Origin of the sequence: Klebsiella sp. 64 (assembly GCF_018223915.1) — a bacterium.
GTDB classification, from domain to species: Bacteria; Pseudomonadota; Gammaproteobacteria; order Enterobacterales; family Enterobacteriaceae; genus Klebsiella; species Klebsiella pneumoniae.
Map to the genome: position 1 here is coordinate 34,737 of NZ_JAGRQZ010000014.1, position 22,035 is coordinate 56,771.

Annotated in this window: 24 protein-coding genes and 1 tRNA gene; 18 read left to right on the plus strand and 7 right to left on the minus strand. The window is 51.7% G+C overall.

What is annotated here, in order from left to right:
• Window positions 1-65 precede the first annotated feature (65 nt).
• Both prfB and lysS read left to right on the plus strand, forming a co-directional pair.
• Window positions 66-1,164, plus strand: a protein-coding gene (gene prfB, locus KHQ23_RS11350) for a peptide chain release factor 2 (RefSeq protein ID WP_095858446.1) whose coding sequence is annotated in 2 segments (ribosomal slippage) — window positions 66-140 and window positions 142-1,164 — 1,098 coding nt in all. Because the reading frame shifts where the segments join, the coding sequence is not laid out codon by codon here.
• A gap of 9 nt (window positions 1,165-1,173) precedes the next feature.
• A complete protein-coding gene (gene lysS / locus KHQ23_RS11355) occupies window positions 1,174-2,691 on the plus strand; it encodes a lysine--tRNA ligase (RefSeq protein WP_002916299.1) in 1,518 nt (505 codons plus the stop codon).
• A gap of 234 nt (window positions 2,692-2,925) precedes the next feature.
• Here lysS and idi read toward each other — a convergent pair whose 3' ends face one another.
• Window positions 2,926-3,480: an isopentenyl-diphosphate Delta-isomerase gene (gene idi / locus KHQ23_RS11360; protein ID WP_002916298.1), complete on the minus strand. Its 555-nt coding sequence runs from the start codon at window positions 3,478-3,480 to the stop codon at window positions 2,926-2,928.
• 316 nt (window positions 3,481-3,796) lie between these two features.
• Between idi and actS the strand changes: the two genes are divergently transcribed.
• From actS to KHQ23_RS11385, 5 genes are all read left to right on the plus strand, one after another.
• A complete protein-coding gene (gene actS, locus KHQ23_RS11365) occupies window positions 3,797-4,510 on the plus strand; it encodes an amidase activator ActS (protein ID WP_004157874.1) in 714 nt (237 codons plus the stop codon).
• A gap of 80 nt (window positions 4,511-4,590) precedes the next feature.
• Window positions 4,591-4,664 (plus strand) — tRNA-Gly (locus tag KHQ23_RS11370).
• A 992-nt stretch (window positions 4,665-5,656) separates the two neighbouring features.
• On the plus strand, window positions 5,657-5,824 hold the full coding sequence (locus KHQ23_RS11375; RefSeq protein ID WP_166668603.1) for a hypothetical protein: 168 nt from the start codon (window positions 5,657-5,659) through the stop codon (window positions 5,822-5,824).
• A gap of 199 nt (window positions 5,825-6,023) precedes the next feature.
• Window positions 6,024-6,755, plus strand: coding sequence for an HNH endonuclease (locus KHQ23_RS11380; protein WP_064379999.1), 732 nt, complete (start codon window positions 6,024-6,026; stop codon window positions 6,753-6,755).
• Between the two features lie 24 nt (window positions 6,756-6,779).
• A complete protein-coding gene (locus tag KHQ23_RS11385) occupies window positions 6,780-7,406 on the plus strand; it encodes a hypothetical protein (protein ID WP_040215118.1) in 627 nt (208 codons plus the stop codon).
• 24 nt (window positions 7,407-7,430) lie between these two features.
• Here the strand turns inward: KHQ23_RS11385 and KHQ23_RS26465 are convergent, their stop codons facing one another.
• The 3 genes from KHQ23_RS26465 to KHQ23_RS11395 all read right to left on the minus strand — a co-directional run bounded on the left by KHQ23_RS26465 (window position 7,431) and on the right by KHQ23_RS11395 (window position 8,605).
• Window positions 7,431-7,565, minus strand: a complete 135-nt coding sequence (locus KHQ23_RS26465; protein WP_254915114.1) for a hypothetical protein — start codon at window positions 7,563-7,565, stop codon at window positions 7,431-7,433.
• 231 nt (window positions 7,566-7,796) lie between these two features.
• Window positions 7,797-8,018, minus strand: a complete 222-nt coding sequence (locus tag KHQ23_RS11390) for a hypothetical protein (protein ID WP_369782559.1) — start codon at window positions 8,016-8,018, stop codon at window positions 7,797-7,799.
• Window positions 8,018-8,605, minus strand: a complete 588-nt coding sequence (locus KHQ23_RS11395) for a tyrosine-type recombinase/integrase (protein ID WP_040215122.1) — start codon at window positions 8,603-8,605, stop codon at window positions 8,018-8,020. The genes KHQ23_RS11390 and KHQ23_RS11395 overlap by 1 nt, the downstream gene beginning before the upstream one ends.
• A 1,930-nt stretch (window positions 8,606-10,535) precedes the next feature.
• Between KHQ23_RS11395 and KHQ23_RS11400 the strand changes: the two genes are divergently transcribed.
• The 10 genes from KHQ23_RS11400 (at window position 10,536) to KHQ23_RS11445 (ending at window position 16,877) form a co-directional block, all read left to right on the plus strand.
• Entirely contained in the window at window positions 10,536-10,973 is a 438-nt protein-coding gene (locus KHQ23_RS11400; protein ID WP_040215124.1) for a hypothetical protein, read from the plus strand.
• Between the two features lie 146 nt (window positions 10,974-11,119).
• The gene (locus KHQ23_RS11405) at window positions 11,120-11,308 is read left to right on the plus strand and encodes a hypothetical protein (RefSeq protein WP_134083049.1); all 189 of its coding nucleotides are present in this window, start codon (window positions 11,120-11,122) and stop codon (window positions 11,306-11,308) included.
• Complete coding sequence (locus KHQ23_RS11410; RefSeq protein ID WP_050849762.1) at window positions 11,280-12,320, plus strand: hypothetical protein; 1,041 nt, start codon at window positions 11,280-11,282, stop codon at window positions 12,318-12,320. Before KHQ23_RS11405 ends, KHQ23_RS11410 begins: the two co-directional genes overlap by 29 nt.
• A gap of 6 nt (window positions 12,321-12,326) precedes the next feature.
• Window positions 12,327-12,983 carry a hypothetical protein gene (locus tag KHQ23_RS11415; RefSeq protein WP_072040108.1) on the plus strand — a complete coding sequence of 219 codons (657 nt, stop codon included), beginning with the start codon at window positions 12,327-12,329 and terminating at the stop codon, window positions 12,981-12,983.
• Between the two features lie 100 nt (window positions 12,984-13,083).
• The gene (locus KHQ23_RS11420) at window positions 13,084-13,452 is read left to right on the plus strand and encodes a hypothetical protein (RefSeq protein WP_040215129.1); all 369 of its coding nucleotides are present in this window, start codon (window positions 13,084-13,086) and stop codon (window positions 13,450-13,452) included.
• A gap of 823 nt (window positions 13,453-14,275) precedes the next feature.
• Window positions 14,276-14,611: a hypothetical protein gene (locus KHQ23_RS11425; RefSeq protein WP_040215132.1), complete on the plus strand. Its 336-nt coding sequence runs from the start codon at window positions 14,276-14,278 to the stop codon at window positions 14,609-14,611.
• Between the two features lie 25 nt (window positions 14,612-14,636).
• The gene (locus KHQ23_RS11430) at window positions 14,637-15,695 is read left to right on the plus strand and encodes a major capsid protein (protein WP_040215135.1); all 1,059 of its coding nucleotides are present in this window, start codon (window positions 14,637-14,639) and stop codon (window positions 15,693-15,695) included.
• Window positions 15,696-15,772: 77 nt separating this feature from the next.
• Window positions 15,773-16,054 (plus strand): hypothetical protein, encoded by a 282-nt coding sequence (locus KHQ23_RS11435; RefSeq protein WP_040215137.1) that lies wholly within the window; start codon window positions 15,773-15,775, stop codon window positions 16,052-16,054.
• A 237-nt stretch (window positions 16,055-16,291) separates the two neighbouring features.
• A complete protein-coding gene (locus KHQ23_RS11440) occupies window positions 16,292-16,459 on the plus strand; it encodes a hypothetical protein (protein WP_158240105.1) in 168 nt (55 codons plus the stop codon).
• Window positions 16,428-16,877: a hypothetical protein gene (locus tag KHQ23_RS11445; protein ID WP_040215139.1), complete on the plus strand. Its 450-nt coding sequence runs from the start codon at window positions 16,428-16,430 to the stop codon at window positions 16,875-16,877. The genes KHQ23_RS11440 and KHQ23_RS11445 overlap by 32 nt, the downstream gene beginning before the upstream one ends.
• A 41-nt stretch (window positions 16,878-16,918) precedes the next feature.
• On the opposite strand, the gene KHQ23_RS11450 is transcribed toward KHQ23_RS11445, so the two are convergent.
• Complete coding sequence (locus KHQ23_RS11450; protein WP_040215142.1) at window positions 16,919-18,136, minus strand: tyrosine-type recombinase/integrase; 1,218 nt, start codon at window positions 18,134-18,136, stop codon at window positions 16,919-16,921.
• Window positions 18,137-18,419: 283 nt separating this feature from the next.
• Window positions 18,420-19,808, minus strand: coding sequence for an MFS transporter (locus tag KHQ23_RS11455; protein ID WP_029602170.1), 1,389 nt, complete (start codon window positions 19,806-19,808; stop codon window positions 18,420-18,422).
• A gap of 129 nt (window positions 19,809-19,937) precedes the next feature.
• On the opposite strand from KHQ23_RS11455, the gene KHQ23_RS11460 reads away from it, so the two are divergent.
• Complete coding sequence (locus KHQ23_RS11460) at window positions 19,938-20,867, plus strand: LysR family transcriptional regulator (protein WP_032417590.1); 930 nt, start codon at window positions 19,938-19,940, stop codon at window positions 20,865-20,867.
• Between the two features lie 363 nt (window positions 20,868-21,230).
• Here KHQ23_RS11460 and KHQ23_RS11465 read toward each other — a convergent pair whose 3' ends face one another.
• Window positions 21,231-22,034: a carboxymuconolactone decarboxylase family protein gene (locus tag KHQ23_RS11465; protein WP_016530278.1), complete on the minus strand. Its 804-nt coding sequence runs from the start codon at window positions 22,032-22,034 to the stop codon at window positions 21,231-21,233.
• Between the last annotated feature and the right edge of the window lies 1 nt (window position 22,035).

Genomic DNA, 22,035 nt, shown 5'->3' on the forward strand with positions numbered 1-22,035 from the left:
CGCGAATCCGGTAGAATTCCGCTCTTATCACCGCATTTTGACAAATCCATTAAAAGAAACCGACCATGTTTGAAATAAATCCGGTAAAAAACCGCATTCAGGACCTCACGGAGCGCTCCGACGTTCTTAGGGGGTATCTTTGACTACGATGCCAAGAAAGAGCGTCTCGAAGAAGTAAACGCCGAGCTGGAACAGCCGGACGTGTGGAACGAACCCGAACGCGCCCAGGCGCTGGGTAAAGAGCGTTCTTCCCTGGAAGCCATCGTAGATACCCTGGATCAGATGTCCCAGGGGCTGGAAGACGTTGCCGGCCTGCTGGATCTGGCCGTGGAAGCGGACGACGAAGAGACCTTTAACGAAGCCGTCGCCGAGCTGGATACCCTGGAAGAGAAGCTGGCGCAGCTTGAGTTCCGCCGCATGTTCTCCGGCGAATACGACAGCGCCGATTGCTACCTTGACATTCAGGCCGGTTCCGGCGGCACCGAAGCCCAGGACTGGGCCAGCATGCTGATGCGCATGTACCTGCGCTGGGCGGAAGCGCGCGGCTTTAAGACCGAAATCATCGAAGAATCCGAAGGTGAAGTCGCGGGGATTAAATCCGTGACCATTAAGATCATTGGCGATTACGCCTACGGCTGGCTGCGTACGGAAACCGGCGTTCATCGTCTGGTGCGTAAGAGCCCGTTCGATTCCGGCGGCCGCCGTCATACCTCCTTCAGCTCCGCGTTCGTTTACCCGGAAGTGGAAGACGATATCGATATCGAAATTAACCCGGCCGACCTGCGCATTGACGTATACCGCGCCTCCGGCGCCGGTGGTCAGCACGTTAACCGTACGGAATCCGCGGTGCGTATTACCCATATCCCGACCGGGTTGGTGACGCAGTGCCAGAACGACCGTTCGCAGCACAAAAACAAAGACCAGGCCATGAAGCAGATGAAAGCAAAGCTTTATGAACTGGAGATGCAGAAGAAAAATGCCGAGAAGCAGGCGATGGAAGACAACAAGTCCGATATCGGCTGGGGCAGCCAGATCCGCTCTTACGTGCTGGATGACTCGCGTATTAAAGATCTGCGTACCGGGGTGGAAACCCGCAACACTCAGGCGGTGCTCGACGGCAGCCTGGACCAATTTATCGAAGCAAGTTTGAAAGCAGGGTTATGAGGAACCAACATGTCTGAACAACAAGCACAGGGCGCTGACGCGGCAATTGACCTTAATAATGAACTGAAAACCCGTCGCGAGAAGCTGGCTGCGCTGCGTGAGCAGGGCGTCGCTTTCCCGAACGATTTCCGTCGTGACCATACCTCTGACCAACTGCACGCTGACTTCGATGGCAAAGAAAACGAAGAGCTGGAAGCGCTGAACGTTGAAGTGGCCGTTGCTGGCCGCATGATGACCCGTCGTATCATGGGTAAAGCGTCCTTCGTGACCCTGCAGGACGTAGGCGGCCGCATCCAGCTGTACGTGGCGCGTGATGACCTGGCGGAAGGCGTTTATAACGACCAGTTCAAAAAGTGGGACCTCGGCGACATCATCGCCGCCCGCGGTAAGTTGTTCAAGACCAAAACCGGTGAGCTATCCATCCACTGCACCGAGCTGCGTCTGCTGACCAAAGCTCTGCGCCCGCTGCCGGACAAATTCCACGGCCTGCAGGATCAGGAAGCGCGTTACCGTCAGCGTTACCTGGACCTGATCTCCAACGATGAATCTCGTAAGACCTTCAAAGTGCGTTCGCAGATCCTGGCGGGCATCCGTCAGTTCATGGTTGGCCGCGGCTTTATGGAAGTAGAAACCCCGATGATGCAGGTGATCCCGGGCGGCGCTTCCGCGCGTCCGTTCATCACCCATCATAACGCGCTGGATCTGGACATGTACCTGCGTATCGCGCCGGAACTGTACCTCAAGCGTCTGGTGGTTGGCGGCTTCGAACGCGTCTTCGAGATCAACCGTAACTTCCGTAACGAAGGGATCTCCGTTCGTCATAACCCAGAGTTCACCATGATGGAACTCTACATGGCTTATGCGGATTACAAAGATCTGATCGAGCTGACCGAATCTCTGTTCCGCACCCTGGCGCAGGACATCCTCGGCAACACCGAAGTGCCTTACGGCGACCAGGTGTTCGACTTCGGCAAGCCGTTTGAAAAACTGACCATGCGCGAAGCGATCAAGAAATACCGTCCGGAAACCGAGATGGCGGATCTGGATAACTTTGATTCCGCGAAAGCGATCGCTGAATCTATCGGCATCAAAGTGGAGAAGAGCTGGGGTCTGGGCCGTATCGTGACCGAGATCTTCGAAGAAGTGGCGGAAGCGCACCTGATCCAGCCGACCTTCATCACCGAATACCCGGCGGAAGTTTCTCCGCTGGCGCGCCGTAACGACGTCAACCCGGAAATCACCGACCGCTTTGAATTCTTCATTGGCGGCCGTGAGATCGGTAACGGCTTTAGCGAGCTGAACGACGCCGAAGACCAGGCGCAGCGCTTCCAGGATCAGGTTGATGCGAAAGCCGCAGGCGACGACGAAGCAATGTTCTATGACGAAGACTATGTCACCGCGCTGGAACACGGCCTGCCGCCGACCGCTGGTCTGGGTATCGGTATCGACCGTATGGTCATGCTGTTCACCAACAGCCACACCATCCGCGACGTTATTCTGTTCCCGGCGATGCGTCCGCAGAAATAATCGCCCTTCGCGAAAAGCAAAAAACCCGGCTTGCCGGGTTTTTTTATGTCTGATGTGAGGTCCTAAGGCTGGCGTAGCCTGGCTCAGCGCAGCGCAAGCCGGGGATCCCGGATGGCGGCGTAAACGCCTTATCCGGGCTACGCAATGGCGCAGAACCGTAGGCCTGTGCAAGCGTAGCGCCGCCAGGCATTAATGACAGGCACAGGGCTGCGCCTGGCCTGGAGAATAGTCAGCTTACCCGCGCAGACGCGCAACAAAGTCGGTCAGCGCCTGGCGGGCGTCCCGATTTTCCGCTTCCAGCACCATCCACGGGCTGAACGCCCACGGCGTGGCGGCCAGCGCGCTTAACATGGTTGCCAGGTCAACCCACTGATAGTCCATGACTTCATCGTCGTTAGGCTGCACTTCGCTTACCACGCGCGCGGCATATACCGGGCACACTTCGTTCTCAACGATACCGTTTGGGGCGACCGCCCGGTAGCGGAAGGCCGGGTGAACCGGCGCGATATCAGAGATCTCCACACCGAGTTCGAAGCGACAGCGGCGCGTGACGGCCTGCTCGAAGGTCTCGCCCTGCTGGGGGTGTCCGCAGACCGAGTTGGTCCATACCCCGGGCCAGGCTTTTTTGCCCAACGAACGGCGAGTGACCAGTAACTGACCCTGCTGGTTAAACAGCCAGCAGGAAAACGCGAGATGTAAAGGGGTATCAAACGTATGGGCGGCATACTTCTCCAGCATACCGGCAGGCTGATCCTGCTCATCCAGCAAAATGACGTGTTCCCCGGCCATGACGACTCCTGAAAATAAAAAATGACCCGGCACAAACCCGCCGGGTCATGTACTCAGGCCACTAGGGTAGCCCATAAATGGGAGAAAGGCATTACCAAAACAAGCCCTGGAGGCAGCTCTGTGAACGGCAACGCGCAATAGCGAGGAGAGGCCGCCGCGCCGCGTGGCGCAAATATGAATTTCTGCCTGCCGCAGACCGCGCGCTAGGGACGGGGGATAATGGTTTCGCCATCAGGGATGACGCCCTGCGCCGCGGACTGGTATGATATTCGCCCTGATTGCGAGGTAAGTGGTTGTGTTAAGTGCAGGATGCCTGATGATGAAACGCTTTTATATGACACTGATGCTGGCGGCAAGCCTGGTGCTGGCCGGCTGCTCCAGCACCTCCGATTCCGGTGGCACCTACACCGTTAAACGCGGCGATACCCTGTACGGCATCTCCCGCACCACCGGCACCAGCGTTCGCGATCTGGCCCGCCTGAATAACATCTCCCCGCCTTACACCATTGAGGTGGGGCAGAAGCTGAAGCTTAACGGCAGCAGTTCAACGAAGACAACGAAGAAAAAATCTTCCTCTACGCGCACCGCGGCGGTCACGCCTTCGTCCGCGGTACCTCAGTCCTCCTGGCCGCCGGTGGGACAGCGCTGCTGGCGCTGGCCGACCAGCGGCAAAGTGGTCCTGCCTTATTCCACCGCCGATGGCGGCAATAAAGGCATTGATATCGCCGGAACCCGCGGCCAGCCGGTGTATGCCGCCGGGGCGGGCAAGGTGGTCTACGTCGGCAATCAGCTGCGCGGCTATGGCAATCTGATCATGATTAAGCACAGCGAGGATTACATCACCGCCTATGCCCACAACGATAAGCTAATGGTGAATAATGGCCAGAGCGTGAAGGCCGGCCAGCAAATTGCCACCATGGGCAGTACGGATGCCGACTCAGTGCGGCTGCATTTCCAGATCCGCTACCGGGCGACAGCCATCGATCCGCTGCGTTACCTGCCGCCGCAGGGAAGTAAACCTAAGTGCTAAAAGGTTATTTTATCGCCAGTCAGCATCCGGCAGGCTTGTCACAGGGTGCGTAAGGGCTATAATGCTTCTCGCACCTCTTCGCGGGCGTAGTTCAATGGTAGAACGAGAGCTTCCCAAGCTCTATACGAGGGTTCGATTCCCTTCGCCCGCTCCATTTCTCCTGAAAAATCAACGAGTTAGATTTTTCAGTTAGTTACGTTGCCCTGCAAAGCAGGTACAACTTTAACTACCCATTGTACTACGCCCGCACCTGCCGCGTGTGTGGTCAGTGGTATAAGGGAGCATACCACCACGCTGGCAGTAGTTCCATCGTTCATACTGCGACAGTCCAACATGAACAAAAGATGCCTTTACCAGGGCTTTAAACCTCTCCCAAAACTTTCAACTGTCCGCACTTTGCACGGTGTCCCGTTCCTGCCTGTCGTGATGACACGCAGTGTATAAACGAGCAAATGTTGGGAAGCCTAACCAGTCCGGGAAAGGGGCTGGCTCTACGTGGTGTTCACCGAGCCATAAATGATCGGTACTCGATAAGAGACAGTTGAACTGTGATCATTGGAAATACTTTGCGGTAGGACGGAAAAGACTGTAGATGTCGCTGTGCTCCGCTTGTCTCTATGTACCCAACCCGGTGCATTAGGCAGGCTTTGCCAATTTTTTGAGGATGTCATGAAACATAAGGGCGCTTATAGCACTGGAGTGCAGCGCGGAGGGTCTGACGGCTGGATGTCGCCGTGTGAGGTCGCTCAAAAAAAACACAAATCTCACGCGGTGTGTTTATCGTATTCTTGAGGGTTAGAGTAAACTGTTTGCCATAATTGGCGGTGATTATGGCATTGATGTTCAATCTTTAAACGGTAAGAAAAAGTGAGGTGCCTATGGGACGTGTAATGCAAGAGATGACGAGAAGTGACGGCACCACCATCTCCCTTATTGAAAGAGAATCCGGGTGGGCCGTCGTACTATCTAATGATTCAGGATATCTCAGCGACAAGAACTTTAAAAGTTATTCCCAGGCTGAGTTATACGCGAGAACCATATCAAGGATGCCCGCTAATGAAGAGTTACCTTGGGAATCTCTCGTAACATCCGTATCACCCGATCTTAAGTAGAAAGGCCAGCAAATGCTGGCCTTGGGAATGTAAGATGTATTTTTATCTCAATACCTCCAGCCACGCCAGCAACTGGCGCAACAACCGTAAAATTCACGCTCGTAAGTTTCTGGCGACACCAGAGGGCAAAGCATGGCTCGAACGGAAGAAGGCAGAAGAGGCGGAGTTGAAAATGGTCTCGGAGGCCAGGAAATTTGTCTGATTGTAGGTAATTACAAAAAGACGGGGATCACTGTTTTGCCTTATCTCCCGCTGAAAAATCTGATGATATGTCGACGGCGCTGATCGATAGATGTATCCATCACGGCGCTAAATGGTTTCTATTGCCTTGCATCAGATAATTGCGCAAACTACGAACCATCTGTAACTAAAGATGAATCTTGGCTATTAAGGGATTGGTGATGGCAGAAAAATCTAACCGAATTTACAAGTATGGAGAGCAGCCGATAAGAATCACTACTGTTCAAGTAGTCGAGAAACAGTTCGAAGGAGCGGCAACGGTAAAGCAAGTTGATGATTACCTTAGGACATTGTTTCCGCATTATCGAGACAACACGCGCTCAAACCTTGTCATTAACACTGTCAATTGCAACAGAAGCCATTGGGATTGTAATAAAGTTGCGAGGAGATCAGATGATGTGACTCATCGTTACCATGAGTATGACCGTTTGTTCAAGCGCGGGAACATTTTTGAAATCTATCAACCCTCTTTACATGGCATTTGGGAGCTATACCAAGATTTACAGGGTAAATGGTGTTACCGACAAGTAAAATCAACGTTTGAACAGGCTGTAGAAGCTGCTGCAAAATTATCCCCCTCTAAACGAAAGCAAATTTTAGCGATAGAAAGTAAAAGCCCTGAACTAACGGAAGTAACAACGAGAGTTTATAAGCGAAGCCCGTATGTGGTTGCTGAGGTTCTTTCAAGGGCTAATGGCAAGTGCCAAAGCTGTAAGCGTGATGCTCCTTTCCTGAAAGAAGATGGCACACCATTTCTTGAGGTTCACCACATTGAGTGGCTTTCAAGGGGAGGCGACGATTCAGTGGAAAATGCTATTGCATTATGCCCCAATTGCCATAGGCAAGCTCATTACGGTGTTTTGGAATTAATGGCGGTTAATAAGCAAAACTGAACATAACTTCTCATACAGGATGCCATGAAAAAACTCGAATGGGGTAAATACGCGCTGATCTATTTGGCGGGGTTTCTGACCAGTTTCAGTGGTGCTTTAGATAGTTTAGTGAAAATTCCTTCGTCGTATAAAGAATTAAAGAAGACATACATCTACGATAGCGAATTTTTAACAGGTCAATGGTCAACAAATGCTGAATACTTAGCGGACAGTGGCGAACTGGGATTAGATCCTTCACAACCAAAGATGACTGTGAGTATGGATGCATCCGAGGACGGAAGCGCGAGCGGTGAAATGATGAGTGAAAAAATCTGTGACGCTCTACCGCTTACATGGGACATTAGGCTTGAAGCAGATGCGCCAACATTCCGTGATTTCTTTTTTAACCGTAAGTTTTATTTAAAGCAGTTGCATGAGGGCAGAATGCAAACTGTGGCAGCATTGGAATTAATTAACGAGGATAGAAAGCGTGGCGCAATGACGTTTAAAGTTGTTGGTGATGGTACAGGCGCACTGCCGAAGCAAATAACATTGGCTAAAAATCTCCCCCAGTTTAAGTCTGATTTCAAAGAGTTGTCCGATTATTGTGCAGAATCGCCGATGAGATTCTGGAAGGATTATTATCAGAAGCAAGGCAAAAAATTCCCATGAAAAGGGGGCATAGCCCCCATCGTATTACTCTCTCAAAGCCTGTAGCCACATCATTAGCAAATGAAGCTGGCTTCCAGTCATCGCCGGGATTTTAACCGCCTGACCGGCTTCGATGTTGCGAAGCGCGAGCGCTAACGCCATAATGTTGCTGTTCTTCATTCCTGACTCTCCGTCGGTTTTGTTGAACATGGCGCGGGCTGTCTACCGCCAAGCACTCAGCCTGCGCCGCCTTCTCTACTGCTTGATTAACTGCCTGTTGTACTGCGCTCCTTAGGTTCTTCGATAGCAGATGCCGCTGTATAACCGTCCCGGCAAACGTCACCGTCTTCGTGTAGACCTGAACCACGGCCCCACACCAGACGAAGCTGGCGAGAGCTTCTTCCTTCTTCATTAATTTGAATCCTCGGTGTCGAAGGTTTTGACTGACGCGCAATGCTTGCTCAGCGTCACGTAACTAAATGAATAGATAGAATTTTCATAACGGCAAAGCGTCTTGCCGTTGGCTGTCTCCTCTTGTTCAGTGAGTTGCATCGTGATCCGTCCGGCGTGTGCTGGCTGACATGCCAGCAGGGCCAAAACTGTTAACACTGATGTTGTGCATTTTTTCATCATTACCATTCCTCCCCGAGAGAATATTCTCCCGCTAATGTGTCAGCCGTCTCCTGCGTGAACCCGATGTAAAACAGGGTCGAAGCCGGGTTGGCCTGGCCCAACAACTTTGTGATGTGCTCCAGCGGTGCGCCGTTCTCAAAGAGAATGCGGCCTTTGCTCTTGCGTGGTGTATGACTTCCCACATCCTGGAAACCTGCACGGCGTCCGCACTTGCCGTACTCCGTCAGCACTGCGTTGTGTGAAACTGGCTTACCCTTCGATCTCAGATCAGAAAGGCTGAATATGTAGTCACCGAATTTTGGGCGGTCTGCTGCTTCTTCCCGGCGAGCTTGGACTATGGAGCGCATAGCCGGGGTAATGGCGACCTTATGAATTTTCCCCGTCTTCTCCTGCTTTATAGAAAGATGCGTCTTACCCTCCGCGAACTGATCCCACGTCAATTTGACGGCGTCACCGAACCGAAGAGCGCTTTCAAATTGCATCGCCCAGAGGCAGCGAAACAGGTTCGTCTTTTTGTTCTTTGCTAACTCCGCGCTGACTGCTTTCACTTCGTCGGCGGTTTTCAACGCGACCATTGCGTTACCCATATTCTCCCCTTGCCGCCGTGCGGCTCTGAATCTTTCAATGGATGTATTTTTGATCAAAAACAGTAACATGGAAAGTGCTTTAATTTAATAATCGCACTAAATGATCAAAAAATGGGCGCAGGTTGTACACAAGGAATGTTCATGCAAACACCTACCCGCCCGCCGGGGAGAATCACCAATATGAGGTCATGCCGTAAGCTGGCTGGGAAATATCACGCCCCCTCGCGGGGCGCTGGTCAAAGTGGCCCGTCTTTTGTGTGTCTCGTTCACGAAAATATCCCTGCACACCAACAGATCTGCTTGACGTACACTCACACCCCACGGAAAAAGTCAACAGTCTTTCGCAAATATCTTACTGGTCAGGTTATCGAGTCCCGCCCGAGTCCCGAGCACCAGATCAGAGAAGTGAATAAACCTTGCCTGATCCTGCATAAACGATGCATATAAAGGCTGTCTGATGATGTGAGCAGGCTCATCTACGTATTATCAACCACTTGGAGAGTGGAGACTGTTAGTCTTCACTTTCGGCGCTTCGATCTTCTTCCTCCAGTTTGGCGCAATTTCCCACCAACATGACGGGCGATATGTTCCGGCTCCTGGCCCAGATCTTGCCCTCTCCTCACAACGTGTACGGCCTCAGTCCTTCCACCCTCTGGCAAGCACTCCCACGCTTTACCAGAAGCACACCACGACGATTTCCCTTGCAACCTGAATCACGATAACCACAATCAAAGCACCCTCCAGAATGCGTCCCATGTGCCTGAAAATCGGTCTGAAAGCGAGGTGATTCTCATTTTTTCTGGCTTTTGGCGAAGGAATTTTTTTTCAACGAAATGCGGCGTGGATGATGCGGATTTGGTTTAGCACCGCGATGAACAGGCGAGCCATGATATCGGCAGACAAATTTAACGAACCCGCGCCACGGCTGGCGCTCAGGCCATACCGCTGTATAACCTCCACCATAACGAAGGTCGCAACTTGACCATCTCCAAGAGCGGGAAGTTGTCTCAGACTGACCCGGACTGGTCGAATTAGCGCGTATTTAACGGGGATTTATCTGCATTTATTTTGAGAAAAGATGCGCCAGCGCCGGAGGCATGGGTAGGAGATTTTCACTGGGAAGGGGTATACCTGTTATAACAGGTGGTCTGGGTATACCAGTTATAACAGAAGGGGGTATACCTGTTATAACAGAAAGGGGTATACCAGTTATAACCAGTAACAACTAAATCTGTAAACTAAACCCGTTAACTAAATCAACACCTTTAATAGATCATTAAAATCCTATGCGGTCTTCCCTGGCCGTGAAGACCTTACCGCAGGGCAAACGACCAACACCTTTTCGATTCCGGTTGTGACCTCCATCTCTTTCTTTCTGGTCTCTGTTCAGTCGCATACGCTCCGCGCTTCGCGATATGCATCGCCCATGCGGTGACTCGTTATCCTGTTCTGACCGAACAGGCTCGCCACCTTTTGGGCAGCAAGGGCGACAGCCCGCGCAGTAATTTGGAAACACTGTCACGAAATCGTAGATTGAGAGTCTATGGGGCCGCGAGGGGGTGGGCCGGGGTGTGATAAGCAACATCCGTGCCAACTTCATCGTATCAACCCAACCGAGGCTTCACAGGAAGCCCGTAGAGCGCTTATAACGCATCAGGTAATAGGATAGTAGCCATAACGCCTTAGAATCGCTTAGAACGCGTTCTGGAGCGTTTTAGCGTTAATCAAAAAGATCTTGACATTGAAATCAGGATTGTGCCATAGTAAGATAACGAAATCATTGCATTCTTTAATTGCGCTTGCTATTTGTAAGTATTTCTGATACAATGGTTTTAACAAATTAAGGTGCGTCGCCGCCCGGTGATGACTCCTGACTAAATGGGTACAGAATGACCCTCCGGTAATAATTTCAATCCTACGGAGGAACCCAATGAACAAACCTAAATCCCAACGCATCACCCCTGCCACCATGACAGGCGAGCAGATCGCAGACGCCATCATGTACGGCACGTACACCAAAACCGCACTATGGTCGTTCATTAGCCGTAATGGTGGTGCAGACGCCGCACATGCAAAGCATCCGCAACTGGCTGTTGCACTTCATATCCTGAAACAGGAACGAAAGAAGGCAAAGAGCGCCCGAGCGGTCAAGGCGATCCTGAAACCGTTATCCCGCCAGTTCGCTGACGGTCAATCGATGACTGAGATACTGGCCCCGGTGCTCCAGAGCTATCGCCGTCTGTACCGTGAGAAATTCAATCTGGATATGACGCCCGAACAGGTGATCATGTTCCTGGTTGCCACCCACGGTGTGGAGACTCTGGAAAACTACGGTTATAGCGCTGTTGCCGGGAAGTCGCCAGCCTGATCGCAGCGGCGCAACGCCGAGCCAATCAAATCGCCTCAAGAAATGGCAGACCAAATCAAATGCAGGCCATCAAGGCCGCCGAATCCTGATCGCAATCCGCGATAGCAGGATCAAATCCGCATGTCTGACAACAGGAGACTTGAACCATGAATATCTCATTCCCGGATGAGACGTACCGAACGTTACTCACGGAAGCAAATCGCCGCGATATGCCGATGGCGAGATTGTGTAGTGAATTGCTGCAAACAGCGGCAAAAATCATTGATAAAACGAAAGCAGACAACCAAACAGAAAACCAGCGAGGAAATGATGGACGTAACGAATACAGAAAATAAAGAAATTTTTGACCAGTCTGCCACACGGTTAAAAGGGATCAAAAACCTGATGACACCTTCCGGGGATGTAATGCGTGTTACTGATACCGACCTAAAGTGGTTCAACCATTTTTACACCTTCGAGGTGCAGGGTAAGAAATGTTATCAGAGTATCCCCACCATCGCGAAAGTGATGGGGCGGGCCAGGTCAGGAGCACAGGAGAGGATCGACAAACTGGAGTCGCTGGGCCTATTGACGGTAGGTAAGGAGACTTTTAAGGATGGCTGGCGCAATACGTACACCTGTACGCCAATTGATGTCATCGTTTCTCGCATGACTGATGCGAAAGTTACACCTCAAGACAAGAAGCTGAAAAAGTCTCAGCTTGACTCTCTGCTTAGAAAATCCGAGGCAGTAGATGCCCTGGCTATCAATCATGGGATAAAGGAAATGGCGAAAGCTATCGCAGACCTGGATCTCTCAGATTCGGAAGTGATGCAATTCGCTTTTCAGATTACAGCAGAGAAATTAGCCGTGCTGGGCTGGAATATCGAAACAACCGCTAAGGAAGATGGCAAATCCGATGAGAAGGTTAAACCACAGGCAGAACAGGCAGCAAAACAGGCAGCACCCGCTGCTACACCATCAACTGATGCGACCGCAGGCCAGCACTCTGATCAAAGTGCTAACATGGCCTCTGAGTCTGCCACGTCTACTGCTGGACAGCGCTATAGCGTGGAATCTGACAATAACCGTAGCAGCGATGATCTCACCAATGGTGGTCATGAGATGAGCCAGGATGAGCAGGACGATGATCCACCGTTTCAACCTAATAAACCAGAGTCAGATGATGCCCCCTGGCAGGGCATGGCCTTTGAGAGTGACGGGCGTTTAACCGAAGCTGCCTATAAATGGGCGCTCACTGCTGGCGCGACTGGCTGGCGTCATGCCTGCCGTTTAGTGTGGGAAAAGGTCGGCGTGATACCGCCAGATGAAATTAACGAGGATCGCAAGCCTAAATTTTTAATGTGAGGAATAATGATTGAGAAACGCAAGGCGCTGACCGCCACCCAGAACGACCCAGAACAAAAAACAGATTTACCAGAAGATCTTCCAGACCTACCCGAACTCCCAGAACCATTATCCGGCCCAGAATTACCTGACCTCACCCGCCTATATAAACGGCGTTGCCGCGATGGCAACGTTATGCAGAGGTGCAAGCACATGTTGATCGCGGGATATTCTCCAGGACGCGTGGCATTGCTGCTGCGTCTGCCGCAGGAAAAGGTTATTGATTTATATAATAATTCCTACAATCCGAAATGCAGACGATTTGCCAACCCGAACAATGGAAAATTAATCCACACTATGTGGAGTGAAGGGGCGACGCTATCTGAAATCTGCCAGACGCTGGGCTTGCCGTTGTTCACTGTGGTGATGTCCCTCCGGGGGGATGGGGTTACCGAGGCCGCAATGGCCCCACGAATGCCAGATTACAATGATCCGCTATGCGTGGAATACCGCCGTGTTGTGGCCCGAAAAGCTGCGAGCAAATCGCGGCCTATTCAAATAAACCCTGTTCGCCGCGTTAGTCCAGCGTCACGAGGTGACGTTAGCGGAGCTAACGCGCGTAAAGCGGGCTGCATTAGAAAAAGCCAACAAACCACAACAGCGAGCCAGACCGCGACGGCCTGACCTTGAATCTCATAGACCTTTTACCATACCTGCCCTTTCAGGGTGGCGTATCGTTGCGCCCGTGACGGGCTGGTTATCCTATTAAGGAATAAAAACAAAAATGAAAAACTTGCTCAAAACCGTTCGCGATTCCATAGCCGCAGCCATGAACGGGCGCACCATCGAACAGATGGAAACCGAACAGCTCAAACAGAATGTAAAAAACGCCGTGGATGACTATTTAATCCGCCATCCCGATTGGCAACCATCAACGAAGCCAGCGCCAGCAGTCGCGCCAGTGACTAACACCAAGCAGAAAACCGCGAAGATCAAAAAGGCGCTTGGTGCTGGGGCAGGTGGCTTCCAGGCCCACGAGATTGATCCGGAAATGCTCCGTCTGGCGCGGGATAAATGCCGCCAGGTGGTCGCCTCAGACCCTGAACGCTATTCGCACATCATCGAATCCACACCGCTTAAAAGAATTGAGTGATTCAAGGCAGAATTGCCGATACAGGATGAGTTACCGACTGAATTTACGTGAAATTTGTTGATAATGATTATCATTCGTGGTAAAATACTAACATAGGGTGATTAATGGATTCGAAAGAGTCTACTGCGAACTACAGCCAATTGAACGTAATTTAATCTCCTCTCAGGCGCTGGCTCCTTGATACCTCGCACGGGCCATCTTTGCTTTCCTGCGCCGCTTATTCAGTACCAGCCCGGTTTAGCCGGTTTAGCCGGTTTAGCCGGGTTATCGGTTTCCGATAACGTCCATAAAGGGCGCTGCACAACGTATATCCTGCCGTGGTATGCCACCACGATGGGGTTTGCTCGATTCTCCTCGGGCTGTCTGCCGGACATAAAACGGCATCGAGCGCACGGCGAAGATTTTCGGAGGTCTCCCGCCGTTGTTGCTCCCTCTTTCACAGCCCGGTAAAGCCGGGTTAGCTCTGCTAACGCCAGTTTATGGCGCTGCATTCTCAGATCAGAAAACAAACAATAACAACGCACAACACGTACCTGTCTATTGTCCTCCGGGGCGGTATCTCCTGCCGCCTGATTTTTTTCTGACTGATGCAGTGGCATGAATTGCCGTTAACGCCGCCGCGTTAACCTGGTGAATCCGGGCTGAATAAAACTCAATAAAAGAAGGTCGCCACCGTGCGGCCTCTTTTGTACCTGCACATCGTCATATTTGACGAACACAAAACATGCGGCCTACAGGCCGACAGGCCGCTATAGCGGTGATGTTTCAACATCATCGTGAAACGACCGAATAACAACACAAACTTTATGAAGGACAATTTATTATGCTCATGTTTGAAGAAGATTTATCTCCGCAGGATGTGATCGCGTATCGCGATGATCCGGTGTTTTCACACAAAACCCGCACTTTCACCACCCTGGCTGTGGATACCGTACCCGGTACGCTGCTGACCTCAGAGGGTGAGGCATACGCCAGCGGTAGCGATGTTCTGATTGCGCTGGATAGCCACAAGGCTGGCGCTAACGTCCCTGTAATTGTTGTGGATCAGGGCTGCATCCTGAAACGTAACGGCCTCCGCGCTGCTACCCCAGCGGCACTGGCTGCTGCAATCACTGCTATTGAAACCGACGGTAAAAACCGCGTTTCAGTCTCCGAATAATAATAACGATAAGGAAATCATAAAGATGACTACCTCTACTACAGGCTTTAAGGTCAATTATTTCACTGGCGCTTATAAAGAGCGCTTCGGGGATAATTTCCTGCTTCAAGCGCTGGATATCTTCAAGGATAAAACCTCTCCACTGCCCAAAGTGGAGCTGGACGAACTTCACGAGAATATGCAGGCCGTCGCAGCCAGCGTTAACCGCTACAGCACGGAAGTTGACGTGTCTGAGCGTCCACGCAGCAAAAATCGTCTCATCGAGGTTCCCCATTTTGTGACCGTTGGAAACGTGGGCGCGGAATCATTCCAGGGTCGCCGCCGTACAGCGACGCAGCGAGAAACCACAATGGGTGAACTGGTTTCAGATGAAGGTATTCGCCAGTATCTGAAATTTCGTGCTACTAAAGAGGCATACTTAGCCCGCGCCCTGTTCGCTGGTCAGGTGCTGGCACCGTATACCCAGGATTCGCCAGTGTTGGATTTTGAATCTGAGTTCGGCCAGGAACATGCAACCGCAACCGTGGACGCCACCAAATCAGGCGACGGCCCGTTAGAGGATCTGGACACCGCAGCTAACGCTATGCGCTTTGCTCTAGGTGGCTGGCTCTCTTCCATGCGTGGTGTGGTGGTTCTGTGTTCACCAGAGGCTTACAAGGCTATCAAATTCCATCCAAGCATGATCTCGTTGATTAGCAATGGTGTGCTGCCTGATAGCAATCTGTTTAACGCCAGCGTTAAAGCAAGCCTGCCAGCATTCCAGGCAATGACCGTTGACGGCCTCACCTTCGTTAATACTGGTCTGCTATACCGTGACTTTATCCCGGCTGGGACTGCGTTTATGGTTCCGGTATTCGGTGCTAACAATCTGGTTGGTAGCGATCTGCAACCGTTCGAATGCTATCACGGGCCAGCCTCACGAGACGCACGTTTAGCGGCTGATGGCGCGGAAAGTTTCTTCTTCCAGTACGGCTGGGAAGACCACTTACACAATCAGACCATCCAATCAGAATATGGCCTGCTGCCGATCTGCTACAACCAATCAATGATCACGAAGCTGACGGTTAACACCGCTGCCGCGTAATCAGGCGAGGTTTTAGCCCGCAATGGTTAACGGTCTTAGGGCGGTGATTGCCGCCCTCCGCCATTTGGAGAGGTAATATGAGATTAAATTTATTAGGTGTTGGGAACATCCCTTTACTATCTGCCCGTATCAAAACGTTGGACGATGCAGAGGGGTTGCTGAACGTCTCCGCACTCGCCAGAATTCTTGAAATTCCCCGAAGCACTTTCCTGAGCAAGATAGCCACACTGGGAAGCCTTGAAAAGGCAATTCTGCATTACGCTGCGATCAAAAAGCAGCGGGACATACTCGCCACTCTGTCAGAGAAAGACGCTGCCGCGTTTTTAGCCGCCTGCAACGCAAAACAACACAAGTTATAATATTAATTTGTTTTAAATCAATGCGTTAGTTGGTGTTGTGTCTTGTTCGAATTTAAAACAATTCTTGACGGATTGATGTAGATTGCGTAGGCTGTGCTTATAAACAAATAAGTTGCAAACCCTATCTCAAGTTAAAGATTACAGTATCAGATATGTTGATGCGTTAGCAGACATTGGTACATTCAGTGCTGATGTTGATGCTGACACTCCCGACGCATAAGCGTAGGAGGATATACTATGAAAAATCACGAAAAAACTAACAAAGAAGTTCTCCAGGCTCAAGCATTGCTCTTAAAAGGTGACGAGGGCAAAGATTTTGCCATCCAAGGCAAAACTTCGCAGGAGCGCCGGGAAAGTCTGGCAAGGATCATAAATGCTCAAAAGAGAAGCTATCAACTCTGTTAAGATTAATCAATTTTTTCATGAGTTTAGTGCTGAGTATGGTTACGATGCAGAAAAATATCTTGATGAATTGTATACCCTCATCGAAAAGTGGGAAGAGCAGCAATACATTGAGATTTATGAAGTACGTGAAGACCGCACGCACGGCAGGGCAAAGAGCAGTGACTGTGATGGCGAAGGCCGTTTAGTTATCGAGTACATTGGCATTTACCATGCTCGTTTAAGACCAAATTTTGATGATCCTCTTGTTGTTATAAAATTTAGTAAGGATGACGAAGGAAAGCCTTACGTGTCTGTTCGCTTTATCACTGATCATGACCAATTGTTTGGCGTGAAAAAGATTAAGCATGACAAGTCTTCGTTGTCTGCTCTTCGCAAAGCTGTTGATGAGAAGATACAAGCAGGTGAGAGCAAAGATTGATAGAAAGCCGGGGATGCCCTCGGCTTTTTTGTATCTGCGATTCATATTCCTTCGTAATTCACCAACTCTATATACTTCGATAACTCAACCATCCCAGCCCCTTTACTGTACGTCCTGAAAGCCTCCGTTTTCGCTTTCTGTTCTGTGTGTCCGGTGATTGCCCCTATGCGTTGCTCGGGGCATCCGGCACGGTCAAGACAGGTGATGAACATCCCACGCAAGCTGTGGAAGCATTGGCGATCTGTAGCGGTAGGCAATACACGACGGCGTAACCTGGTGAATGCCTGGGAGTAGAAGGGGCCTTTCTTGCCGTCAGCGCGGTTAATCTTGTTAGCCTGTGGGAATAGATATTCGCCGCAATTATGGCTCAGGTATTCATCGACAATCGCAGATAGCTTAGGGTGAATCGGCACATACCTGATCCCTGCTTTAGTCTTTGACTTCGAAATGTAGAAACAGCGCACACCTTCCACCGCCTGGATCTCTGATTTCTTGAGGCTTGCCAGTTCATCAAGGCGGCATCCTGAAAATAGTCCCATTACTATAATGTTCTTGATCTCCGGCTCTGCTGCATCAAGTAGCTTTTGCATCTGGACAAACTCGAACGGTTCGTAACTTTCGATTGTGCGCCTTGCTTCCAGATTGTGATTGTGGAAGGGGTTTCCCTCGGGGATGGCATCGTAGGATCTCAGAGCGAACTCGTACAGACTGCCCAGGCAGGTTAGCCAGTTCTGTAAAGTCTGACCAGCAACCCGCTCTTGTTGTGTTCTGATGAATTGTGTCACTACGCGCCGACCAATCAGATCAATCTTGATGTCTGTTTCCTGAATGGTGGCAAGAAAGACCTCCACGGCGCGGGCTGATTTGCTCAGAGTGGAGTAGGAGCGACGGTTTTTGTAGTTTTCGCTGTACTCATCGCGGATCTCGCAAAGGGTGGGGGATGTGGTTTTATCCTCGTCTGGCTTGCCGCGCCTGTCCTCGATCTCATTGTTGGTGCTTACCTCCTGATAGAGAGACGCGATAGCACCAGAGATGCGTTTCTCCTCAGTATCCGGCTTTAACTGCTCTTTCAACTTATTGAATTCAATAAGAAGATGGTTTCTGAATTGCCGAGCCTTAACTATATCTTTTGTGCCCGTGGACTTGCGCCAGGCGCGCTTATGTCCGAATGCGTGGCGCATGTATTTAGGTACGAAGATCTGGAAAATCCACAGCCCGGATTTGTTCTGAAAAAGGTACTGATTGTTGTTGATCGCCATGACATTGATCCTCTATAGTCACGCAATCAGGTACAGCGCCCTGTACAATATCGAGATGGAGTGAACGAGAGCTTCCCAAGCTCTATACGAGGGTTCGATTCCCTTCGCCCGCTCCAAATTCAAGTCTCCTGAAGTCTACCCAACTCAATTTTCCCTTGATAAATCAGCGGTTATAGCATTCTGTTAGTCTATTGAACTCCGACGGAAGACTCCACTTTGGTTGCGGGATCGGCGTTTTGCGCTGCTGGCGCTGGAGTCGTAGCGTTTAGTGATACTTTCACATTTATCCTGTTTCCGCAGGATGAGTGATTTTACGCAACCGGCTCGCGCTGACGACGACCGATACCGCAGAGGCCGCGGCGGCGCTCCACAGCGCAACATGAATTGACCTTTCATCTGCTGCCAGCAGAACGGCTACGGCGGCGGCTCCCAGGCACTGCCCGAAAGTGCGCATAATGGATAAAACACCGGACGCATAACTCGCGTGCTCACGAATAACGTTTGAGAGCATTTCCCGGTTATTGGGACTCTGAAAGCAGCCAAACCCTATTCCGCATACCAGACTTCGCAGGCAGATATCCCACATTGAAGGTCTGGCGGGTAACGTCGCCAGCAGGATCAAACCGACGACAAATATCACCAGCCCCAGGGTGGATATCGCCGGGGCTGATATCGTGTCCGCCCAACGGCCTGCATGCGGCGCAATCAGCACGATCCCTAATGGCCACGGCGTAAACAGCAGGGCAGACACTACCGGACTGTAGCCGTATTCGCTCTGAAACAGGAAGGGTAGCGCAATAAAGGTGATCCCCTGGCTGACGAAAGCAACCATCGACGTGAAGGCCGCGAGGGTAAAACGTTCATTTTTAAACATGCTCGGCGGCAGTAAGGGATGACCCGTGCGGCGGATTTGCCAGATAAAAGCCATGCCGCTCAGCGCAGCGAGAGCCATCCAGCAAAGGCTGCCGAATTGAGAAGTAGCGTTCTGTAGGCTGTTCGCCGCCATGATCGTCGAACCCAACAGCAGCGCCGACAATATGGCGCCCACGGTGTCGAAGGGCGCCTGCATACGGATCGCATCCCGCGGCAGCGCTCTGACCGCCAGCAGTAAGGCGAGGGTGCCGGGAAGAACGTTTATCGCAAACAGCCATTGCCAGCTAAGGGTGTGAAGGATCGTACCGCCCAATACCGGGCCGATAGCGGAGCTCGAGGCAATGAGCAGGGCATGGAACCCCAGAATGCGGCCAAGTAAGCGTCCGGGAAATACGGACCTGAGTATTGCGGGGGCAATACTCAGCGTCGCCGCGCCGCCGATCCCCTGAAGCACGCGCATACCGATAAGCACTTCGGGCTTATTCGCCAGCGCACAACCCAGTGATGTCAGGGTAAAGGTCGTCAGGCCCGCCAGAAATACGGGGCGATAACCCAGACGGGCCGCAAGCGCCGCGAATATCGCCAGCGTCATCGCAGCCGCCAGCAGATACCCGTTGGCGAACCAGACGGCAATACTGGCAGGTACCTGCATCTCCTGAGCCATGGAGGGCAGGGCAATGTTGATCATGGTGCCATCAAACACGCCCATTAAGGTGGTGGTCATTATTGCGGCCATCACCCGTGCGCGCGCCGGGCCAGGCAGTCCTTCGTCGCCGGGTTGACTGGAAAAGAGCGTCATCATTTGTCCTCTTAGAAGAGTGTATGGATGACAAAACTATAAAGATGGCTTTTACCAGGCGGAAGGCGCACTATTTTCACTTTATTGTTGCATCAAACGCCTTATCTTAATGTGCTGGGAGGAAGGGTAATGTCTGATCCCGATTTTAATTTGCTGGTAGCTCTCGACGTATTGCTGAGTGAAGCGAGTGTCGCAGGTGCGGCTCGTCGTCTGAACCTCAGCACTTCGGCCATGAGCCGGACATTAAGCAGGTTACGCGATGTCACAGGAGACCCGATCCTGGTGCGCGCCGGGCGTAACATGGTACTGACCCCGTGGGCCGAAGCGACCCGGGATCGCGCCAGGCGTGCAGTGCACGATGCCAGGGCGGTATTACAGCCCTCAACTGAAACGTTCTGCGCGCAAAATCTGGCGCGTCTTTTTACCATCAGGGCAAACGATGGTTTTGTGGTGGCGTTTGGGCCTGCGCTTATAGCAGCGGTTGCCGACGCCGCGCCGGACGTCTGTATACGCTTCGCGCCTAAGCCGGAAAAAACGTCGCGCTATCTTCGGGAAGGGCTGGTTGATCTGGAGATTGGCGTTCAGAGTAATATGGGGCCAGAAATACGGCTGCAACGACTGTTTGAGGATCGGTTTGTTGGCGTCGTCCGTAAAGGGCACCCGCTGGCTAAGCAGGCTGAAATAGGCGTGAGTGATTATGTCGCCTGGGGCCATGTGGTAGCGTCACCCGAGGGCGCGTTGCACGGATCCGTTGACGATGCGCTGGCCGAACTGGGGACAAAACGTAAAATTGCAAGCGTCGTACCGGGATTTCCGACAGCACTTTCCGTGGCGCTGGAATCGGATCTTATCGCCATGATACCCGCACTCTATTTACTCAATCAGCAGGTAACGGACCAGGTACACCTTTTCGAGCTGCCGTTCAAAAGCCGTCGTATTACGGTATCGCAGATGTGGCACCCAAGAATGGAACGCGACCCCGGTCACCGCTGGCTGAGAGAGCAAATTCTTGCGATATGCGGTGTGGCCCGGTCAGTCATGACTAAGGAGCCTGTATAGCGATTGCTATAACATCAATTTATATTAAATGAATAATTCAATTCATTGATATTTAATATAAAATACATCAATCGAAGTAGCGGTGTAGTAGCTAAATTGAGATGTCCATCTCTGGACCAAATAGACATGTCCGCGCTACCGTCTCGCCACAGCGATCGCTGCTTTCAAAGGATGAGACTCATGACGGCATACGGAACGGCAATTTTCTCAATGAGCGATGTGAACAGACTCACGATCGAAGTCTCCATACTTCGATAGACCGTTTATGTTCTTTCCGCGAGACCTAATCGAAAGCCCTCGTGGTACCTTTAAATTAACAATTAACGATAAATAAAGGACAGCTTCCCTGTCCTTTATTCTTTTTTATTCAGCTTTGCTCTCGCGCGCTCGCAATACCTCACCGACCACCGGGGCGGCGGTAAACGCATTTGGCCATCCCGCGTAGAACGCCGCCTGGGCGACTACTTCTCCGGCCTCTTCAGCCGAAAGCCCATTATCCATAGCTCTGTTTAGGTGGTAGCCAATCTGCGCGCTCTGTCCGGCGGCGATTAACGCGCTGACCGTCACCAGACTTCTGTCGCGGGGCGTAAGCGCGGGCCGTTGCCAGAGGTCGAGAAACAGCGGGTCGGCGGTAAATTTAACCAGGCCAGGCGAAATGGGGCCGACATTTTTTTCCACGGTGTCTGCACGCTGTTTCTCTACCTGTTCATTGAGTGGCAGCAGCGTTGGCGAGGCGGCGGGCAGGGCCTCTGCCGTCACGCCCCTGGCTTCAAAGATGGTTTTAGCGACGCTGACGGCTGACATCGCATTGGGCCAGCCAGCGTAGAAGGCGAGGTGAGTAATGATCTCTGACACTTCCGCTGGCGTCACGCCGCTATCGAGCGCAACGGCAATATAGTGCTTCAGCTCGCCTGGCTGGTTGCGGGCAATCAGCATCGCTACGGTCACGATGCTACGGTCGCGGGCGGACAGGGCGTCACGTTGCCAGAGGTCGTTGCTGATGGCCTCGCGGCCGAAGCGCGCCAGCGCCGGGGAGACCGCTTGAATATCAGCGTCCGCAAGGGTGGAAGGGGTAATTTTCATCATAGCTTCATCTCTTTGTTCGTGGGCATAAGCAAAATCAGACAGCACAAGCGACAAGGCTGCCGCGGCAATCACGTTTTTCATG

Excerpts from the sequence above, each read along its gene's own strand:
- lysS (WP_002916299.1), top strand. The coding sequence starts at position 1,174 with ATGTCTGAACAACAAGCACAGGGCGCTGACGCGGCAATTGACCTTAAT.
- idi (WP_002916298.1), bottom strand. The coding sequence starts at position 3,480 with ATGGCCGGGGAACACGTCATTTTGCTGGATGAGCAGGATCAGCCTGCC.
- actS (WP_004157874.1), top strand. The coding sequence starts at position 3,797 with ATGATGAAACGCTTTTATATGACACTGATGCTGGCGGCAAGCCTGGTG.
- KHQ23_RS11375 (WP_166668603.1), top strand. The coding sequence starts at position 5,657 with ATGTATTTTTATCTCAATACCTCCAGCCACGCCAGCAACTGGCGCAAC.
- KHQ23_RS11380 (WP_064379999.1), top strand. The coding sequence starts at position 6,024 with ATGGCAGAAAAATCTAACCGAATTTACAAGTATGGAGAGCAGCCGATA.
- KHQ23_RS11385 (WP_040215118.1), top strand. The coding sequence starts at position 6,780 with ATGAAAAAACTCGAATGGGGTAAATACGCGCTGATCTATTTGGCGGGG.
- KHQ23_RS26465 (WP_254915114.1), bottom strand. The coding sequence starts at position 7,565 with ATGAAGAACAGCAACATTATGGCGTTAGCGCTCGCGCTTCGCAACATC.
- KHQ23_RS11390 (WP_369782559.1), bottom strand. The coding sequence starts at position 8,018 with ATGATGAAAAAATGCACAACATCAGTGTTAACAGTTTTGGCCCTGCTG.
- KHQ23_RS11395 (WP_040215122.1), bottom strand. The coding sequence starts at position 8,605 with ATGGGTAACGCAATGGTCGCGTTGAAAACCGCCGACGAAGTGAAAGCA.
- KHQ23_RS11400 (WP_040215124.1), top strand. The coding sequence starts at position 10,536 with ATGAACAAACCTAAATCCCAACGCATCACCCCTGCCACCATGACAGGC.
- KHQ23_RS11405 (WP_134083049.1), top strand. The coding sequence starts at position 11,120 with ATGAATATCTCATTCCCGGATGAGACGTACCGAACGTTACTCACGGAA.
- KHQ23_RS11410 (WP_050849762.1), top strand. The coding sequence starts at position 11,280 with ATGATGGACGTAACGAATACAGAAAATAAAGAAATTTTTGACCAGTCT.
- KHQ23_RS11415 (WP_072040108.1), top strand. The coding sequence starts at position 12,327 with ATGATTGAGAAACGCAAGGCGCTGACCGCCACCCAGAACGACCCAGAA.
- KHQ23_RS11420 (WP_040215129.1), top strand. The coding sequence starts at position 13,084 with ATGAAAAACTTGCTCAAAACCGTTCGCGATTCCATAGCCGCAGCCATG.
- KHQ23_RS11425 (WP_040215132.1), top strand. The coding sequence starts at position 14,276 with ATGCTCATGTTTGAAGAAGATTTATCTCCGCAGGATGTGATCGCGTAT.
- KHQ23_RS11430 (WP_040215135.1), top strand. The coding sequence starts at position 14,637 with ATGACTACCTCTACTACAGGCTTTAAGGTCAATTATTTCACTGGCGCT.
- KHQ23_RS11435 (WP_040215137.1), top strand. The coding sequence starts at position 15,773 with ATGAGATTAAATTTATTAGGTGTTGGGAACATCCCTTTACTATCTGCC.
- KHQ23_RS11440 (WP_158240105.1), top strand. The coding sequence starts at position 16,292 with ATGAAAAATCACGAAAAAACTAACAAAGAAGTTCTCCAGGCTCAAGCA.
- KHQ23_RS11445 (WP_040215139.1), top strand. The coding sequence starts at position 16,428 with ATGCTCAAAAGAGAAGCTATCAACTCTGTTAAGATTAATCAATTTTTT.
- KHQ23_RS11450 (WP_040215142.1), bottom strand. The coding sequence starts at position 18,136 with ATGGCGATCAACAACAATCAGTACCTTTTTCAGAACAAATCCGGGCTG.
- KHQ23_RS11455 (WP_029602170.1), bottom strand. The coding sequence starts at position 19,808 with ATGACGCTCTTTTCCAGTCAACCCGGCGACGAAGGACTGCCTGGCCCG.
- KHQ23_RS11460 (WP_032417590.1), top strand. The coding sequence starts at position 19,938 with ATGTCTGATCCCGATTTTAATTTGCTGGTAGCTCTCGACGTATTGCTG.
- KHQ23_RS11465 (WP_016530278.1), bottom strand. The coding sequence starts at position 22,034 with ATGAAAAACGTGATTGCCGCGGCAGCCTTGTCGCTTGTGCTGTCTGAT.